Source organism: Paenarthrobacter sp. TE3676 (assembly GCF_056279165.1).
Genome location: NZ_JBWBQU010000001.1, coordinates 182,256 through 196,281 on the forward strand (window position 1 = coordinate 182,256; position 14,026 = coordinate 196,281).

At 59.6% G+C, this 14,026-nt stretch carries 26 protein-coding genes and 1 tRNA gene; all 27 read right to left on the reverse strand.

Annotated elements, in window-relative coordinates; translation table 11 throughout:
- Nucleotides 1-25: 25 nt before the first annotated feature.
- Nucleotides 26-613, reverse strand: coding sequence for a hypothetical protein (locus tag ACZ881_RS00845; protein WP_476111972.1), 588 nt, complete (start codon nt 611-613; stop codon nt 26-28).
- A 70-nt stretch (nt 614-683) separates the two neighbouring features.
- Nucleotides 684-2,015 (reverse strand): phage portal protein, encoded by a 1,332-nt coding sequence (locus tag ACZ881_RS00850; protein WP_476111973.1) that lies wholly within the window; start codon nt 2,013-2,015, stop codon nt 684-686.
- Nucleotides 2,016-2,019: 4 nt separating this feature from the next.
- Nucleotides 2,020-3,405 (reverse strand): hypothetical protein, encoded by a 1,386-nt coding sequence (locus ACZ881_RS00855; RefSeq protein ID WP_476111975.1) that lies wholly within the window; start codon nt 3,403-3,405, stop codon nt 2,020-2,022.
- A 58-nt stretch (nt 3,406-3,463) separates the two neighbouring features.
- Nucleotides 3,464-3,886: a hypothetical protein gene (locus ACZ881_RS00860; RefSeq protein ID WP_476111976.1), complete on the reverse strand. Its 423-nt coding sequence runs from the start codon at nt 3,884-3,886 to the stop codon at nt 3,464-3,466.
- A gap of 124 nt (nt 3,887-4,010) precedes the next feature.
- Nucleotides 4,011-4,274, reverse strand: a complete 264-nt coding sequence (locus tag ACZ881_RS00865; RefSeq protein WP_476111978.1) for an HNH endonuclease — start codon at nt 4,272-4,274, stop codon at nt 4,011-4,013.
- A gap of 150 nt (nt 4,275-4,424) precedes the next feature.
- Nucleotides 4,425-4,508: transfer RNA gene (locus tag ACZ881_RS00870), tRNA-Ser, on the reverse strand.
- 186 nt (nt 4,509-4,694) lie between these two features.
- The gene (locus ACZ881_RS00875) at nt 4,695-5,285 is read right to left on the reverse strand and encodes a hypothetical protein (RefSeq protein WP_476111979.1); all 591 of its coding nucleotides are present in this window, start codon (nt 5,283-5,285) and stop codon (nt 4,695-4,697) included.
- The gene (locus tag ACZ881_RS00880; protein WP_476111980.1) at nt 5,263-5,640 is read right to left on the reverse strand and encodes a hypothetical protein; all 378 of its coding nucleotides are present in this window, start codon (nt 5,638-5,640) and stop codon (nt 5,263-5,265) included. Before ACZ881_RS00880 ends, ACZ881_RS00875 begins: the two co-directional genes overlap by 23 nt.
- Nucleotides 5,637-5,900, reverse strand: a complete 264-nt coding sequence (locus ACZ881_RS00885) for a hypothetical protein (RefSeq protein WP_476111982.1) — start codon at nt 5,898-5,900, stop codon at nt 5,637-5,639. The genes ACZ881_RS00880 and ACZ881_RS00885 overlap by 4 nt, the downstream gene beginning before the upstream one ends.
- Nucleotides 5,900-6,148 carry a hypothetical protein gene (locus tag ACZ881_RS00890; RefSeq protein ID WP_476111983.1) on the reverse strand — a complete coding sequence of 83 codons (249 nt, stop codon included), beginning with the start codon at nt 6,146-6,148 and terminating at the stop codon, nt 5,900-5,902. Before ACZ881_RS00890 ends, ACZ881_RS00885 begins: the two co-directional genes overlap by 1 nt.
- On the reverse strand, nt 6,145-6,540 hold the full coding sequence (locus tag ACZ881_RS00895) for a RusA family crossover junction endodeoxyribonuclease (RefSeq protein ID WP_476111984.1): 396 nt from the start codon (nt 6,538-6,540) through the stop codon (nt 6,145-6,147). The genes ACZ881_RS00890 and ACZ881_RS00895 overlap by 4 nt, the downstream gene beginning before the upstream one ends.
- Nucleotides 6,537-6,833 carry a hypothetical protein gene (locus tag ACZ881_RS00900; protein WP_476111985.1) on the reverse strand — a complete coding sequence of 99 codons (297 nt, stop codon included), beginning with the start codon at nt 6,831-6,833 and terminating at the stop codon, nt 6,537-6,539. Before ACZ881_RS00900 ends, ACZ881_RS00895 begins: the two co-directional genes overlap by 4 nt.
- The gene (locus tag ACZ881_RS00905; RefSeq protein WP_476111986.1) at nt 6,830-7,027 is read right to left on the reverse strand and encodes a hypothetical protein; all 198 of its coding nucleotides are present in this window, start codon (nt 7,025-7,027) and stop codon (nt 6,830-6,832) included. Before ACZ881_RS00905 ends, ACZ881_RS00900 begins: the two co-directional genes overlap by 4 nt.
- On the reverse strand, nt 7,024-7,257 hold the full coding sequence (locus ACZ881_RS00910; protein WP_476111987.1) for a hypothetical protein: 234 nt from the start codon (nt 7,255-7,257) through the stop codon (nt 7,024-7,026). The genes ACZ881_RS00905 and ACZ881_RS00910 overlap by 4 nt, the downstream gene beginning before the upstream one ends.
- A 20-nt stretch (nt 7,258-7,277) precedes the next feature.
- Nucleotides 7,278-7,667, reverse strand: coding sequence for a hypothetical protein (locus tag ACZ881_RS00915; RefSeq protein WP_476111989.1), 390 nt, complete (start codon nt 7,665-7,667; stop codon nt 7,278-7,280).
- Nucleotides 7,664-7,909: a DUF7241 domain-containing protein gene (locus tag ACZ881_RS00920; RefSeq protein ID WP_476111991.1), complete on the reverse strand. Its 246-nt coding sequence runs from the start codon at nt 7,907-7,909 to the stop codon at nt 7,664-7,666. Before ACZ881_RS00920 ends, ACZ881_RS00915 begins: the two co-directional genes overlap by 4 nt.
- Before the next feature lie 229 nt (nt 7,910-8,138).
- Nucleotides 8,139-8,474 carry a hypothetical protein gene (locus tag ACZ881_RS00925; RefSeq protein WP_476111992.1) on the reverse strand — a complete coding sequence of 112 codons (336 nt, stop codon included), beginning with the start codon at nt 8,472-8,474 and terminating at the stop codon, nt 8,139-8,141.
- Nucleotides 8,475-8,912: 438 nt separating this feature from the next.
- A complete protein-coding gene (locus tag ACZ881_RS00930; protein ID WP_476111993.1) occupies nt 8,913-10,232 on the reverse strand; it encodes a DNA cytosine methyltransferase in 1,320 nt (439 codons plus the stop codon).
- Nucleotides 10,229-10,675 (reverse strand): hypothetical protein, encoded by a 447-nt coding sequence (locus ACZ881_RS00935; protein ID WP_476111995.1) that lies wholly within the window; start codon nt 10,673-10,675, stop codon nt 10,229-10,231. The genes ACZ881_RS00930 and ACZ881_RS00935 overlap by 4 nt, the downstream gene beginning before the upstream one ends.
- Nucleotides 10,672-10,914, reverse strand: coding sequence for a hypothetical protein (locus ACZ881_RS00940; protein WP_476111997.1), 243 nt, complete (start codon nt 10,912-10,914; stop codon nt 10,672-10,674). The genes ACZ881_RS00935 and ACZ881_RS00940 overlap by 4 nt, the downstream gene beginning before the upstream one ends.
- Nucleotides 10,911-11,114: a hypothetical protein gene (locus tag ACZ881_RS00945; protein WP_476111999.1), complete on the reverse strand. Its 204-nt coding sequence runs from the start codon at nt 11,112-11,114 to the stop codon at nt 10,911-10,913. The genes ACZ881_RS00940 and ACZ881_RS00945 overlap by 4 nt, the downstream gene beginning before the upstream one ends.
- Complete coding sequence (locus tag ACZ881_RS00950) at nt 11,111-11,389, reverse strand: glutaredoxin family protein (RefSeq protein WP_476112001.1); 279 nt, start codon at nt 11,387-11,389, stop codon at nt 11,111-11,113. The genes ACZ881_RS00945 and ACZ881_RS00950 overlap by 4 nt, the downstream gene beginning before the upstream one ends.
- An 88-nt stretch (nt 11,390-11,477) precedes the next feature.
- Nucleotides 11,478-11,666 (reverse strand): hypothetical protein, encoded by a 189-nt coding sequence (locus ACZ881_RS00955; protein WP_476112003.1) that lies wholly within the window; start codon nt 11,664-11,666, stop codon nt 11,478-11,480.
- Nucleotides 11,666-12,130, reverse strand: coding sequence for a single-stranded DNA-binding protein (gene ssb / locus ACZ881_RS00960; RefSeq protein ID WP_476112005.1), 465 nt, complete (start codon nt 12,128-12,130; stop codon nt 11,666-11,668). Before ssb ends, ACZ881_RS00955 begins: the two co-directional genes overlap by 1 nt.
- Nucleotides 12,127-12,318 (reverse strand): hypothetical protein, encoded by a 192-nt coding sequence (locus ACZ881_RS00965; protein ID WP_476112007.1) that lies wholly within the window; start codon nt 12,316-12,318, stop codon nt 12,127-12,129. The genes ssb and ACZ881_RS00965 overlap by 4 nt, the downstream gene beginning before the upstream one ends.
- Nucleotides 12,315-12,932, reverse strand: coding sequence for a hypothetical protein (locus ACZ881_RS00970; RefSeq protein WP_476112009.1), 618 nt, complete (start codon nt 12,930-12,932; stop codon nt 12,315-12,317). Before ACZ881_RS00970 ends, ACZ881_RS00965 begins: the two co-directional genes overlap by 4 nt.
- Nucleotides 12,932-13,750, reverse strand: a complete 819-nt coding sequence (locus tag ACZ881_RS00975; protein WP_476112011.1) for a YqaJ viral recombinase family protein — start codon at nt 13,748-13,750, stop codon at nt 12,932-12,934. The genes ACZ881_RS00970 and ACZ881_RS00975 overlap by 1 nt, the downstream gene beginning before the upstream one ends.
- Nucleotides 13,751-14,026: the final 276 nt, after the last annotated feature.

Here is a 14,026-nt window from a genome sequence, read left to right on the forward strand (position 1 = left end):
GTTCTCCTTCAAAAGAACAGGGGGATTAGCGGATTCCGCTGAATTCGCGGAGCGCTGCAGCTGCGCGGGACTTACCCGCTGGCTTATTGGTTTCAGTTGATTCGGAACCAGACTTGGGCTTCGGGCGGGTAGCAACGCGTGGTGCGTTGTCACCCTTCAGCAGGTACGGCTTGTTCTTGGCGATGTCAGCGAGTTTGGTCTTGATCGCTTCCGCGTCGGGACCGTCGTCGGTGATTTCAACCTTGTAGATGTCACCGAACAGGGCAACTGCGTCTCCCGGGTCAGCAAAGCCGAGAGCGGCCGCGGTGGCCTTGATCTCAGCGTTGACAATCCGAGTGGTGAACTTCCCTGTGACCTCACTGGCGCCTTCCAACTTCGCGGCATCAATGGCCTTCTGATGCTCGCTCTTGGAGGACTCCTTGAACTGGTCGTATTCGGTGGCTTTGGCCTTCAGGTTGTCGTAGTCAGCGAACTTGTTGCGTTCGCGGGCCACACGATCCTGAATGATCCGGTCAAGGTCTGCCTGTGTCGCCGGCGGAGTAAACGCGGCGTCTCCCGAGGGAGTCTGCGTAGCTTCGCTGGTGCCTGCTGTGGTTGGAGCGATGTCGCCCATGATGGTTCCTTCTTCCGTGAATCCGTCGATATGACCGGCGATTTAGGCAGCCGCCGTGACTGCATCCCCGCTATTCGGGTAGTTCTTGCTGCTGAAGGGCGTTGAAGCCCTGCAGGGTCTTTTGGGCGTTCGCCTGAATCGCTTCAGGTGCCCCTTGGACGCCGTTCCTGCGGACGTAATCGGCTGCTTCGAGGGCATCAGTCTTGGACCAGCCCGGGATCATCGCGAAAAGCATCTCCATAGGCGCACCAACGGTCTGCAGCTTCACCACTGCGTCACTGATCTGAGCCAGTGACCGTGTGGACGTGTCCGCCCAGTGCACTTGTGACGATGTATCCCTGGCTGCGGGTTCGTTGCCGAGGATTCCTGCTGCTTTCCGGAGAGCGAGCTCGTAACCCTCACCCATGACCACTTGGTGGTCCCGGATGTTACGGAAGTAGCCTGATTCGGCGGCTGCGATGCCCTCAGCGGACATGTTCACGATGGCGCCCAGCAGATAATGCGGGGGCACCTGGCAAACCGCGGAAAGGTGCTTGATGTGGGTATCCACAGCGTCCGCAACCTGCTTGATGTCAGAAGCCGGGAACGAACCCCAACGAGTGTCCGGGTCAGTGGAATGCAGCAGTGAATCGATAGCCGGACGAACCATTGCGTTACCAGCATCGTCAGTGGCGATCTTGCCGCCTGACTGATTCTTCTGCGGGAACGCGCCGTACCGCTGGACCATCTGCAGAGTGAACGTGGCATCAACAATGCGCTTGTACACCGGAATTCCAGGCTCAATGGACGACTTCGGGAAGCCCTCCATCGCGAATTCGTTGGCGATCATCGTCACAGGGTTTATGCCCATGCCATACGGGACAACTTCAAGCGCTTCGATCTTCTGAGGTGTGCCCGTGATGATGTACTGCGCTTCGGTGTCAAAGAAGTACCAACGCTTATCATTCACGCGGTGCAGAACGTATTTCGGCGAGTCATCCCACGGGTCTTCCTTCGTGGCGAACGTCTGATGAGCCGACAGGGGCCGCATGACAACCCCGCCAGACTCCGATGGGAGGTCAAGTAAGTAGCCGTAACCCAATCCGATAACTTCGCGGTTCAAGGGCCCCTGTCGGGCATCCATGCCGTTGGCCTGCCAAGCTTCAGCCCAAACCTGCTCATCCGTATAGCCGTCGATGACAGTTCCCTGGGCGATGCAGTCACGGACGAACAGCAACCATGGCGAGCGGGCCTTAGCGAGCAGATCCTTGTACTCAGTGTCAGCGTGCTCCGGCATCCACGTCTTGTTCAAGCCGCCTTCGATGCTCTTCTGCAACCAGCGCAACCGGGCCCACTCTTGCCGGGCCGGCTTCAATAGCTCGTCAGTAATGAGAGCGGAAAGCTCAGTGCTGCTTAATGCCACGCTCTCACCTGATTCCTGTTATGACGGCTTCTTCTTTGGCCGGGCTGGACTCAGCCTTTTTCACACCCCAATGGGCGAGAGTCACGGACTGAATCTGGGTTATGGGCTCGGAAGGGTCTGATTGGTCCCACGTCAAACCGCCAACAAGCGGCCGCGTTGTTGCGTTCTTCAAGGACTGGTACAAGTCGTCTTGGCCGCGGTGAATCACGAGCGACTGATTGACGGATTCGACCATCAGCCCGAACGCTCCAGCGACCTCGCCAGCGTTCACGGCCATGTACTTGATGCCGGCGGCGGTCAAATCAGTGAGGATCGGAGCGCAATTCTTCTCATCCAGCACAACAAGGACCGGGCCGAGGGAATCAATGAGCTCTTTTAGCGCTGACGGCACCCACAGCGTTTGCACGCGAGTGTCTTTGGTCTCCACAAAGATCTTCTGACCAGCACGGGAAGCCGCTGCGATGGTCGCATAGCCTCCGCCGCGGCCCAAAGCAACCGCCAGCACGGGAAGGTCTCCCAAGGTCGCCTCAGCGTCTGCAGAAGCGTTCCACGTCGGCAAGCTGACCTCGTTGTGGCTGACATCCTGCACCGGGCGCCGATTAGGCCACACGCTGCAGCGCTCACGGGCGAAGTCCTGCTTGTTCGGGCTCTTATCACGGTCATGCTGCTCTGCGATGGTCTCCGTACGGATACGGATGTCCTTCGCCGGGTTCGAGTCAGCCCAAACCTTCTCGCTGCCCAAATCGATCAGCTCGGCAAGGTCCGGATCTTCGGAACCTTCCGGGGACCACTCCATCCAGCCGGTCCGATTCGGTTCCGAAGAACGCCCACGGTCACGGACACCCTCAAACACCTCAGAATCGTTCAAACCCTCTTCCGGAACAGTGCCCGTGTAGAGCTCCTGACGGTTCGGCACAGCTGACTGCGTGTAAGTCAGCGCGTTTCGGGCCGGAAGACTCAACTCCTGGGCCTCGTCGTACACAATCACATCAGCGGAGAAGCCGCGGCCGGAGTTCTTGGACCGGGCCACGAACTTGATGCGGTTGCCCAAGCTTTTCTGCCCAGGCGCCCGCTTCAGCAGGATCTCAGCGGTATTTCCCCGGTAAATCTGCTCAACACGGTCATTCAGGCGCGGAATAGACTCAATGACACCCCGCAGACGATCAAAACCGTCCATCGCTGTCTTGAACTCGTGCGCCGTATGCAGAATCGACTTCCGCCGGCGGTCCAAACGCGGGAACAAGAACAAATGCGCGAGGTCATACGCGACAAGGATCTCGCCCTTACCGTTCTGCCTGGCAACAAGAGCGCCAAACTCGGTCGCCGCCCACTCATTCGCCTCATCAACAGCAAACAAGCCATCAATCACATACGACTGCCACTCATCCAAGACGACGCCACAAAGTTTCGAGAATTGGGAAACCTTAGGGCCAAGAGTGCCAATCGCCTCAGGACGCTTCTCGATCCGAGGAAGTTGGGAACCTGGCAACGTTGGAGAGATCAACGCTGAAGAACTCGTCAAACGGATCAGACTCCTTCTTCACCTCAGGGGCCGCAAGAGTCGCAAGCTCAGCCAGCAACTCAGAATGACGCTTCGACAACGGAGCAAGACGGGCAGCATCAACCTCACCCATAGCCGCCTCGATGAGACTCAGATTCCACTCCAACGACTGCTTACGCGTCCGGGCAGAAAGCGGAACCTCCGGAGGCGGCGAGGCCTCCCTCTCAGGCTCTTCCGCACGCCGATTCCGGACCTGCTCCCGTGATCGCTCAACTGATGCTTGGCGGCAGGCCTCATCCACCGTTTCGCCATCCCGCAAGTGCCTCTTATAGGCCGTGTACGTCCCGCAAGGGGCCTTCGCTCGGGGCATGGGAACCTCCCAAACGGCTGACAACTCAAATAGTGTGATTCGCGTGAAATGGTGTGCAGGAAAAAATGCCCAGAGCGGCGGAGGGTGGGCAGTTAGTCGGAGGCAAGGGGCCTACCCCCGGGGTCTAGCTTGCTGGCCGAATGACGGGTAGTGCACTGTCACTCTTCTTTGAGTTGCAGCTGCGGTGCATTGGTTTGAGGTCTTGCTTGTACAGGTGTCCGCCGTTGTTCACTGCTTCGGGGTGGTCTGCTGTGAATGACATGGCGTCTGTTGCGGGGAGTGTGTAGTCGATGGGTTTGCCGCACCATGCGCAGTCTTCGCCTCGACGTCGGAGTGACTTGGCTTTGCGGCGGTATGCGCGGTGTCCTTTGCCGTCTCTCGTTGACATGGCAACCTCCTGCGTTGGTGCCAGATGGTGGCAGGTGCACCTGCCACCACCCGGCGTTGCTGCGGTCTTACCCATCCGTCAGCTCTGGGGTTGGTGATCTACTTTGCGAGGCCGCGTTTTCTATTGTTGGTCGGCGTGCGTTTCGATCAGCGGAGGATGCAGGGATTGAAACCTGCTGGGCTTTTACGCCGTACCTGTTTAGCAAACAGGCTGCTCACCATTCGCATATCCTCCCAGTGCCGGCGTCGTCACGACGAGCGGCGGTGCGCTTGACCCTGCGTGGGAGATGCTGACCTCCTGGGGGAAGAGGACAAACAAAAAAGGTCCCACCGTGTTGGTGGAACCTGTGTGTGGAGCCAGCTGTGCCGTGCTCTACCCACACTTTAACAGGACATTTGAGTGCGGGCAATTACATCGGTGTCATTTCCTTCCTATGCGTTGCCAGACGTCAATGACTTCTGCTGGGTGGTAGGTGGGTTGTCCGTCGTTGCTGTGTGCTCTGAGGTGTCCGTCTCGTACCCAGTCTCGGATGCGTTGGCTGATGAGGTGGACGCCTGCTTTGTCTCGGAGCCATGGGAGTAGTTGTCTTGTGGGCATGGGTTGGAGGTTGGCTTCCTTGAGCTTGGCCTTGACCGCAACGTGGTCTACGTATTCGGCTTCGGGTCCGGATACTAGGAGTTCGGCTTTGGTTACCCAGTCTTGGATGAGCCATGCTAGCCCTGCTGCTCGTTCGTCGTGGGCGTAGTCCTTGGCGCTTGTCCCGACGCTTTTCAGGTTCTCTTGGAGTTGTAGGGCGTCGAGGTTGATTGGGGCGGCTGATCCTGGTTTACCGCCACCGTTCCAGCCGCCTCCTACGGGCCGTACGTGGTCGAGTTTGGCGACGGTGACCGTGAGAGCCGTGATGAGTGTTGGGACCTTGTCTAGCCATGCTTGGAGGTCTTGGACGCATTGCGGGCAGAGGTAGGTGTCCGTGTGGTGGAGGCAGCCTTCAGTGGTGCACTCGTGGCTCATGGTTTGCCTCCTTGATCGGTTCAGATATGGCTTCGTGCATTACGGCCTCTTCTTCGGGCCAGAAGCAGAACCCTTCGCCTTGGTGGTTTCGGAAGTTCCACATGGCGCCCGGGGTGATGCAGGCCGGTGAGAGGTCGTGCCAGTCAAAGGCGATCACCATCGCGGACCGTACGTGGTCCGGGCAGGCTTGCATTGACCAGTCAGAGGGCTTGTCTGGCGCTTGCCCTGCGAAGAAGTGCACCGTGGCGGGGTTCGGGCAGACAGGTCCTCCGGTGTAGCCGGCGTCGTAACCGCATTGGTTGCTCATGACCGGTACAGCAGTTCCGGGCGCGTCTGGTGCTCGTCGTTCGCTCATTGCCCCTCCTTGGGTTGCATCCATGTGGTGGTGGTTTGGCCTTGTGGGTTGGACCATGCGCGGGAGTGGCAGCCTGATGTGTTGTTGTGGTCGATGTCGCATGTGACGAGTTCGTAGTGTTTGTGGTCCCAGCCCCATGCGATGACTGATTGGCCCCAGTGCTGGCAGTCACCCGTGTAGGGCTGGACGGGGGTGGGTCCATGGTCGCGGAACCAGCGCACGTTGCCCTCGGTCGTGTCCTCAATGTGCGGGGCGGTCATTATTCGCTCCCTTTGACCAGTGCATGAACGCCGTCGTCCTCAAGCGAGTCAAGATGCGCCTCCCATTGAGCCAGCGATTGTGACAGCTTTAGGCGGTATTCAGGCGTGAGTTGATGCTTGAGCTTGGCAATCATCCCGGCGGCTTCCTGCTTGTGCCGCTCGAGTCGGCTGGCGTCAAGGGCGCGTTGCATCTCGATGGTGCGCGTTACCCATGCCCGCAGCTTTCGGGCTTTCCTTGTGCTGATCACTTCGCCTCCGTGATGGTGATGTCGGCGCCTGGCATGTCGGTTGCCCAGACCTTTTTAATGTCCCAGTGGACTATGCGTGCGTCGTTGGTGAGGATGCCAGCGGATTCGAGCGCGTCACCTATGGCTCTCTGCATCTTGTCCAAATCCTTGGGCCCTGCTGGGTAGTCCTGGAACTTGGTGGTGCGTGGTTTACGGATCCGGATTTCGCCGGCGACTTTGACTGGGTCGTCTATTGGCTGGAAGTTGGGTCCGGCGACGAGTTTGGCGGCTGCTTTGACGGCTGATCTCCATGCGGGCAGTTGCTTGTCTGACTCGACCAAGTTCTTTCCGTAGCTGGTTTTGCTGCCTTGGGATGCTGGTGTGCCGTGGGCGATGATCCTGAGTGGCTTCATCGTCCGCCCCATTTCCGGCGGTCTTTCAACAGGCTTGGATCGTGCGGAAGGTTCTTCGGCGGCTCGAAGATGCGGCCGAACTCTGCGGCTGCTTCGATGGCTGGTGCGATGATTGCGCGGATCTCGTCCCAAGCCCGACTCACTGCCTCCCCGAGGATTACGTGACCATGGAGGTAGGTGCGTTCGTGGTACTGGCCGTATTCGATGGCCCGGAATTGGTCGAACGCTTCCACGCGGTCATCGCACGGGATGCATTCGTAGACCCAGCGCGCTTTGCCTTCTTTGCGGATCATCGGCTGTCTTCTTTCTCGGCGAGGATGAGTTCGTCGGACCCGTACCAGAGCGGGACGAGTGAGTGGAGGCCGGCTACATGGAATGGGCTAGGCCATGTGTCGTCTTTGCAGATGGAGGTGATGCGTCCGACGCGGTCCCAGTGGTAGTCGTTGCGGTTGATCACGCGGACGATATCGCCAAGCTTGAATTTCATCGGGTGGACTCCTGAGTGAATCCGAGTTCCGCGACGAGTTCACGAATCCGGCCTTGAGCTTCTTCGATGCGCGCCGTTTCCATCTCGATGCATTTGATCTCTGCGTCCCTGCGCTCTTCGGCGTTCTCGCGGTACTGGCGATTTTCGACGATGGCCCTGGACAGGCGGCCAAGTTCCCTGTAGGCCTCGTTGTCGTTTGGGGCGGCCGCGGCTGCTGCTTCTTCGGTCATTTTGTTCTCCTTGGGTATGGCTAAGCCCCAGCGTTTGCCGGGGCTTCGTGGTCTTCTGTGGGTGGGTCGTAGGTTTTGCCGATCATGTCCGGGGGTCGTAGTCCGGCTTTGATGTCTCCTTGGCAGGAGCGGCAGTTGTGGGCGTCCTGGCCGATGTGCTGCTGGCAGGGTGGCGGCTTGGGCATAAGCTGCTTGGTGCGTTCGGGCCAGTGCGGTCCTGGGTGGAAGATCGGGGCCGGGGTCTTGCAACTCGGTTCCATGGCCTTGGTGGTGGCTGCGATGATCATCGCCCCAAGGTCTGGGATGTCACGGTGCTTGTCGATGAGTGACATCAGCGATGTGAAGCCCCAGTCCGGTCGGAGTTCGTGGAGCAGGAAAGCCACAGCGCGGGCCTGTTGGTCCGTGATCACACTGGCTCCCAGTCACGGTGCGCGAGGGTCCATGTTGATTCGCTGCCGGTTTGCTCCTGTCCCTTGTGGGTGATCTGCCGGGCTAGGACTCGCTTTTCACCGATGGCGGTGATCTGGATGACTGTCTCGCCGTACCCTTCGTCACCTTTGATGCGTGTTCCTACTGCCCAGCCTTTCGCTTGGCAGACCTGCGCGGGGGTCATCCGCTTCGACAGGTGTCGGGTTGATTCTGTGTTGGTCATGGTCGATTCCTTTCAACCAAAAATCGCCTGGTCTCGCGTTAAGTAACTGGATGATTGGCTGGAAACTCTTTTCATCACTTCTCTAAAAGCCAGCCAGAAACAGAGGGTGAGGATGATCGCCCGAGGTGAGTATTAAGTACTTGGTCTTGGTCTTGGTCTTGGGCACTTTTTCGAACGGCGTCCGGTTTGCGTTCCTGACGTTTTTGGAACGGTGACAGAACGGCGTTCCTTATCCGTTCTTCGCTTGTTCTTCCATCCACTTCTTCTTGCGGTCGGCAGCTTTCTTCTTGTCCGCGAGCACTTGTGACTTTGTGCGTTGGTACTCGCCCCAGGAGAGGAACTGGTAGTCCTCACTGTCAGCAGCCCAGAACCCGGCTTTGATGAGCTTCTGAGCTAGTTGCTTGCCTCGGGGCCATGATTCAACGAACCAGAGCGGCACGGCCCCGTCCGTGAGGTAGTCCGTGCAGTATGTGCCGGCGAGTAGCCACAGCCCCATTGCTTCGAGCCCCGCTACCCGGGACTTTGGGTGGGAGTGCATTTTGTCGTCAGCGTTGAACCATGCCATTACTCGGCCCTCGCAAGTTCAATGACCTCGGGCCAGTCGCCCACCGGGATCCGAAAGCATTCCATTGATCCCGCGCCACGTCCGCCTAAGTACGGTTCAGCCTGGCTCCGATCGCTGAATGCGAAAGAGTACCTTTCCAGAAGCCTCGATTGCAGCCAAGATTCCGCTTGTGACGAGTCCGCGAGAGTCTCGTAGTAAGCAAGATCCAGCATTGTTCCTCCACGCGACAAGAATGGGCCCCAACGTCGCCTCCCAAAGTCGGTCACGCCGACTTTCACAATTCCATCGGGCCAGCCGACTACGTATCGCTGAGGGATGAGGTGCCTTCCTGCGCTCAAGTGTGGGCGTGGTCCATCGGTGCGTGGCGGGTTGCTTGCCGTCATCGTGAAGTACGGGCGGGTGTCTTTCGCCACGGCTACTCCTTTCTTGGTGGTTCGGTCATCTGCCGGGCCGGATCCCGATGAGGGCGGCTAGGACAGCTTCGGCCAGCACTGGCGGAACGGCGTTGCCGATCTGCAGGAACTGCTTGCCCGTGGTGCCTCGGAATTCGAACGGTGGGTAGCTCTGCAGCGTGGCGGCCTGGTTGATGGTGATCGGAGTAAACCGGCCGTCAGCCTTTGCAGCGCGCAGTTCCAGATGATCGACGATTTCGGCAGGGGCGAATCCCTTGGACGCGGAGTCATGCCCGAATGCGATCGTTGCCGCAGGTTCGTCAAGACGGCGGCGGGCCGAGTTCTTTTGTACGCCGTGGCACAACACGAGGTTTGTCGGGTAAGACTGCAGTGCGGCGGCTTCCTCCACAGTCAGTCGTCGCACGCCGTCCCATTTCATCCGGTCTGCCTTGCTGGTCAGGGTCGCCGCCGGTTGGTCGATGGTCCGTTCGCCACGTTTGGTAGGGTCGCCGCCTGTGCCGTAGTTGGAGCGCAGCACAAACCCTCCAGGCTCCATTCCGCCCGCGGACGCCCGAATAGTGAATGCAGGTGACTCGTGATCCCGCCCGGGCCGTGACCCATGACGTTCGACCATTCCTTTGCCCATGACCTTCTCTGCTGAGAAGCCAGAGAGTCCCAGGGCTTCGCCCATACTGACCCACTTCTTCACCCCAGGGTCAAGCTTGGCTGGACTGTTGGTGTAGTACCGGGAGTGGGTAGGGATTGGCAGATGCACGGGCCCTCCGCGCCGGGCCACCAAGATGGCACGCTTGCGGGTCTGCGGGACACCGTACTGCTCTGCGTGGAGCACCTCAACTTTCACCTCGTATCCCCACCTGCGCATGACATCTGCACATGCCTGCCAGACAGGGAGGACAGTGGGAACCTGTTCCCAAGCAACAAGCTTTGGCCGGTCACGCCAAACGTAGGCAAGCGGGGTCAGCACGAGGGCTGTACGAGGATCATGTTTCTCCCCAAAGGCCTGGAGCGCATCAACGTCCTTGTACGAGTGCAACTGGATGGCCTCAAGGACCTCGTTGAGTGCTGCCCGGCCTGCTCCATTTCCAGCAGGACTGAATGTTTGGCACGGCGGCGAGGCAATGCTTAGCCCGAATGATCCGTAAGTGTCGCGGTGCTGTTCTTGTGTCAGGCTCAGCCCGTCCCACACGTCGCGGTAGATGGTTTCCATGCCGTTGGCTTCGCGGGTGACTACGGCTTCGGGCATGATTTCGACGCCTGCTTCTTTGATGCCGAGCCATTGGCAGGCGACTCCCCAGCCTGTGCCGGCGAAGAGGTCTAGGGCTTTGATGTGGGCTGTTGCGTTCATGCTGCTTTCCTTCGTTGGTAGCGGCCGCGGTGGGTAACGCCGGTTTGGCGGAGTGTGCGGAGGTAGTCGAGGCGCTGCTCCCATGTCCATTGGCGGCCAGGAAAGTGGCGTTGGAGGGTTGCGTAGTCAGAGCCCTCAGTGCGGGTGATTTCGGCGAATGACCAGCCGTCGTCCAGCATCTTTTCGATGCGGGCTTTGCGTTCTGGGGTGAGTCGTGATGTTCGGTTGCCGGTTAGCCCGAGTTCGGCGCGGACGTTTGCGATGCCGCGGACGCTGTATCCGAGTTCGTTGGCGATGGTTTCGAGGCTTTGGCCGTTGAGGGTGCGGGTGCGGACTTCTTCACGGTCGATTGTTTTGTGTCGTCCGGAGCCTGGGCTTGGTTTCCCTCGGCGGTCGTCGGTGCAGGCTTCCCGGGTGGCGGCCTCTAGCCGTTGGTTGGTCATCGTTCTTCCTTGGGGTAGTTGAATGGGCGTTTGGGTGCGGTTGCGCGTTTTCGTTGTGCGCGCATGACGTTGTTGACGGCTTTGTTGCCTGTGGGATCGCGGTGTGTGGTCATGGCGCGGTCGTTGGCGTCTTGTCGGCGGCGTGCGTCTACATGGTGGTCGCATGCGCCGCGGCTCAGGCAGATACCCGTGTTGGACCGGCATATTCCGCAGCACGGGTCGGTGAGCAGCTTGCTCATGCGGCCTCGATCTTCTTGCGGCAGGCGTTGCAGTCGTCCGGCGAAGGGGCTGAGTCGCGGCCGCCTTGGATAGGGAGCCCGACGTATGCCCAGCGGCCGCAGATGCTCGCCTCAAACAATTCAGCTTTGGGGAAGAAATGGGCCTTGGTGCGGCTGCTTGTATTTGGAAATGACCAGCCGCCGTTTTCCGTCTCGCTCATGCCGCTGCCTCCTTGGGTGTCAGTGCTTCGACGTTGGCGGGCACATATCCGCCCCAGTGCTCGTCGCCGCTGGTGTAAGTGACCGGGACTTGTGCGTAGTTGAGGCTGGTCACGAACTCATACGCGGCGGGGTCCTGGGTGACGTCTACCTTGTGGAAGGGCACGCCTTCCTTGGTGAGCTTCCGGACCATGGCATCGCATTGGACGCAGGGTGTCTTCGAGTAGAGGATGACTGGTACTTGGTGCTGTTCGAGTAGCTGCTGTGCGTGGTTCATTGGGTCCTTTCGGTAGCGGCGCCCGACGTGTGGCCGGGCGCCGCTGGGCATGAAAAAACCGCCCGTGGGCGGCCTGGGGTGTGGTGAGTTAGTCGTTGAGATAGTCCTGGAAACAGTCGGCTGTGTCCCCGTCGATCTGCCTGCTTATCGCGTCAGTGAGGTCCGAATCAGTAATGCCTTCACGTTCCCCGTAGCGGCAAACTTGACTGAAGAAGTCATCCATGGCGTCTTCCCATGCTCGCTGGATCTTCAGTTCGAGGGCTGTCTTTTCGGCCATTAGAAGGGCGCCTCTCCGGTTGTGCCCCATCCTCCGCTGTCTTGGGGCGGTGGTGTGGCCCAAGGGTCCGACTGGGCGGCCGGCGGTTGTTCGTTCTGTGCGTATGCCTGGCCGTGGAAGGTGAGGTCTTTGCCGATTGCTTCGACGCGGATCTCATCGGCTGAGCGTTTCTCGCCTTCCCGGGTTTCGTATTCGCGGGTTACGAGTTCGCCGTGAAGGATGACCGCATCCCCCTTTTTCAGCATGTTGGCGATGTTCTCGGCGCGGGCCAGTTTGCCTTGGTTCCACGCCTCGCAGCGCCAGAACTTCGTGGGCTGGTCTTTCCAGTCGCCTGTCTGCCGGTCCTGCTTGGAAGAGTTTGTGGCGACTTTGAAGTTCACGACTGCCGCGCCGGACGGTGTGAACTTAAGCTCAGCGTCAGCGACTAAGCGCCCGCGGATAGTCAGCATTGTTTCGCCGCTCATTCGCTGGCCTCCTTAGCGATGGGGGTGAGCACGCTAAGCCATTGCGTGGCGGTCTCCGGGGTGATGTGGATGAAGTTGGTGTAGCCCATGCGGAGTTGGTGGGTGTCATCGTTTCCGCGCCCGGTGTCTACGAGTTCGCCGGCGTGGATACTTACGCTGACTAGGCCTTCTTCTTTGGTCTTGCTCATTCGGTGGGCTCCTGGTGGGTGTCTTCTCGGACGGCTGCGAGGACTTTTTGTGCGTCTTCGGGGCTGATTTTGTTGGGGTGTTCCCATGTGGTGCCGATGACTTGCCCGGCGGTGGCTAGCATGGCTTTGCCGTCGCCTTCGTATCCGGCTTCGGTGAGTGCGTTCTTAATCGCCTGCCACTGGGCTAGCCATGGTTCGGTGGCGGGTTCAGGGCTGGGCGTGTCAGGCAGTGGCTCGACTGTCCACGTGCCACGTTTACCCTTTGCTGGTGTGATCGGCGCCAAAGTGCGGCGCTCGATATGGGAGACGTGGCTAATCCTGATGCCGCCGAGGGTTTCTGGGCCAAATCTCACTTTGTCATCGCGGTATAGGGTGAGCCGCTTTCCCGGCCAAGCGGTACTGTCCCGGCCCCAGACTTTGATGAGCACGCGGCCCATGTTCAGGCTTGGCTTGTATGGGCGCCCGGGCGTCTCAACGAGATGGACAACTAGCTTCTTTCGCCCTTCCGCTGCGACCGACTCCGCACGCTCAACAGTGAAGGTCTGCGGCCCAGGAAGTAGGTCGTCCGCGTTCAATTGATCAGATCGTGGAGCAACACTCTCTGCGAGGTCCATCAGTACAGCTCCAATTCTTGGAAGTGGTCGATGCGTTCGGTGTCGGGCATGCCGGCGGTGGCTTCGAGGTAGTCGCTGACCATGTTGTTGATGATGGTTTCCGCCTGGTTGGCGGCGTCGATGATGGCTGCGTGCCATGCGGGGTCTGGGTAGACGCGCTTGGTCCATAGCTTCATGCCGCCGCAAAAGCTGGTGTAGTCGATCCATGGGCGGCCAGTGACGAGCAAGCCGGTTTGGAGTTGCGCCATGTTCTCGCCAGGCACCTCGTCAGCAAGGACAGTCTTGAGCTGCATCTTCTGGGTGCGGGACTTGATTTCGATCAGGCCGTCATCACTGACCAACCCATCCGGGGAGTAGCCAATCCGGAAGCTATCGAACTCGCGGACCATGAAGCCAAGCTCGGTGACACGGGCGTGGTGGGTGGAGTAGGCGTCTCGGGCGTAGGGCTCATCAAGTTGCCCGCGTTCCATGGCCCGGGACTGCACCGTGGGCTCAACAAAGCCGGTGATGCGTTCGGCCGCCAAGGTCATGATGAGGCCGAGCGCTGTTTCGCTGGTGGTGTCCGCTGCTATGACCCTGTCCAGTTCGCGGGCTGCTGCTGCCCGGGCTGGGTGGAGTGTCTTGATCGGGTCCGGCGTGCGTTTGCCAAGGCAGGGCCCGTTTGGTGTGGCGCCGCATTCGGGGCAGCCAGTTTCAAGGGCTGTGGGCTGGCGGGACGAAACAAGGTTGCCGATCACAGATGCGGTGAGGATGCCGCAGCGTGCTTGGAGCCATTCGTCAGAGCCTTGTTCCAGCTCGGGGTATGTGTGCAGGGTCATTGCTGCTCCGTTTCTGGGCATAAAAAAGGGCCCTCTGTGGGGCCTTGGTATGGGATGCCTCGTTCATTAGCGAGTGCGGCGTATATGGGTTCTAACCGTTTGGCTTGTTGTTGTCGTTGGTCGCGTTCGGTGTGTTCGATGAGGTTGCACATGGCGGTTCTCCTTGGCCGTGCATTGGGCATGCGGGGTTTACGGGTTTGGGTGTGCGCGGGTCGTATCGGCTGGGCGGGCATGCACAGCCTGGGTAGGTGTTGGTTTGTCGTTGCCAGAAGTCCG

Bases quoted from the DNA above. Each gene is read 5' to 3' on its own strand.
- ssb (WP_476112005.1), bottom strand. From the start codon at position 12,130: ATGAGCGGCGAAACAATGCTGACTATCCGCGGGCGCTTAGTCGCTGAC.
- ACZ881_RS00910 (WP_476111987.1), bottom strand. From the start codon at position 7,257: ATGACCGAAGAAGCAGCAGCCGCGGCCGCCCCAAACGACAACGAGGCC.
- ACZ881_RS00930 (WP_476111993.1), bottom strand. From the start codon at position 10,232: ATGAACGCAACAGCCCACATCAAAGCCCTAGACCTCTTCGCCGGCACA.
- ACZ881_RS00875 (WP_476111979.1), bottom strand. From the start codon at position 5,285: ATGAGCCACGAGTGCACCACTGAAGGCTGCCTCCACCACACGGACACC.
- ACZ881_RS00900 (WP_476111985.1), bottom strand. From the start codon at position 6,833: ATGATCCGCAAAGAAGGCAAAGCGCGCTGGGTCTACGAATGCATCCCG.
- ACZ881_RS00970 (WP_476112009.1), bottom strand. From the start codon at position 12,932: ATGGACCTCGCAGAGAGTGTTGCTCCACGATCTGATCAATTGAACGCG.
- ACZ881_RS00925 (WP_476111992.1), bottom strand. From the start codon at position 8,474: ATGGCATGGTTCAACGCTGACGACAAAATGCACTCCCACCCAAAGTCC.
- ACZ881_RS00945 (WP_476111999.1), bottom strand. From the start codon at position 11,114: ATGAGCGAGACGGAAAACGGCGGCTGGTCATTTCCAAATACAAGCAGC.
- ACZ881_RS00955 (WP_476112003.1), bottom strand. From the start codon at position 11,666: ATGGCCGAAAAGACAGCCCTCGAACTGAAGATCCAGCGAGCATGGGAA.
- ACZ881_RS00965 (WP_476112007.1), bottom strand. From the start codon at position 12,318: ATGAGCAAGACCAAAGAAGAAGGCCTAGTCAGCGTAAGTATCCACGCC.
- ACZ881_RS00865 (WP_476111978.1), bottom strand. From the start codon at position 4,274: ATGTCAACGAGAGACGGCAAAGGACACCGCGCATACCGCCGCAAAGCC.
- ACZ881_RS00885 (WP_476111982.1), bottom strand. From the start codon at position 5,900: ATGACCGCCCCGCACATTGAGGACACGACCGAGGGCAACGTGCGCTGG.
- ACZ881_RS00920 (WP_476111991.1), bottom strand. From the start codon at position 7,909: ATGACCAACACAGAATCAACCCGACACCTGTCGAAGCGGATGACCCCC.
- ACZ881_RS00845 (WP_476111972.1), bottom strand. From the start codon at position 613: ATGGGCGACATCGCTCCAACCACAGCAGGCACCAGCGAAGCTACGCAG.
- ACZ881_RS00950 (WP_476112001.1), bottom strand. From the start codon at position 11,389: ATGAACCACGCACAGCAGCTACTCGAACAGCACCAAGTACCAGTCATC.
- ACZ881_RS00880 (WP_476111980.1), bottom strand. From the start codon at position 5,640: ATGAGCGAACGACGAGCACCAGACGCGCCCGGAACTGCTGTACCGGTC.
- ACZ881_RS00940 (WP_476111997.1), bottom strand. From the start codon at position 10,914: ATGAGCAAGCTGCTCACCGACCCGTGCTGCGGAATATGCCGGTCCAAC.
- ACZ881_RS00905 (WP_476111986.1), bottom strand. From the start codon at position 7,027: ATGAAATTCAAGCTTGGCGATATCGTCCGCGTGATCAACCGCAACGAC.
- ACZ881_RS00935 (WP_476111995.1), bottom strand. From the start codon at position 10,675: ATGACCAACCAACGGCTAGAGGCCGCCACCCGGGAAGCCTGCACCGAC.
- ACZ881_RS00975 (WP_476112011.1), bottom strand. From the start codon at position 13,750: ATGACCCTGCACACATACCCCGAGCTGGAACAAGGCTCTGACGAATGG.
- ACZ881_RS00860 (WP_476111976.1), bottom strand. From the start codon at position 3,886: ATGCCCCGAGCGAAGGCCCCTTGCGGGACGTACACGGCCTATAAGAGG.
- ACZ881_RS00895 (WP_476111984.1), bottom strand. From the start codon at position 6,540: ATGAAGCCACTCAGGATCATCGCCCACGGCACACCAGCATCCCAAGGC.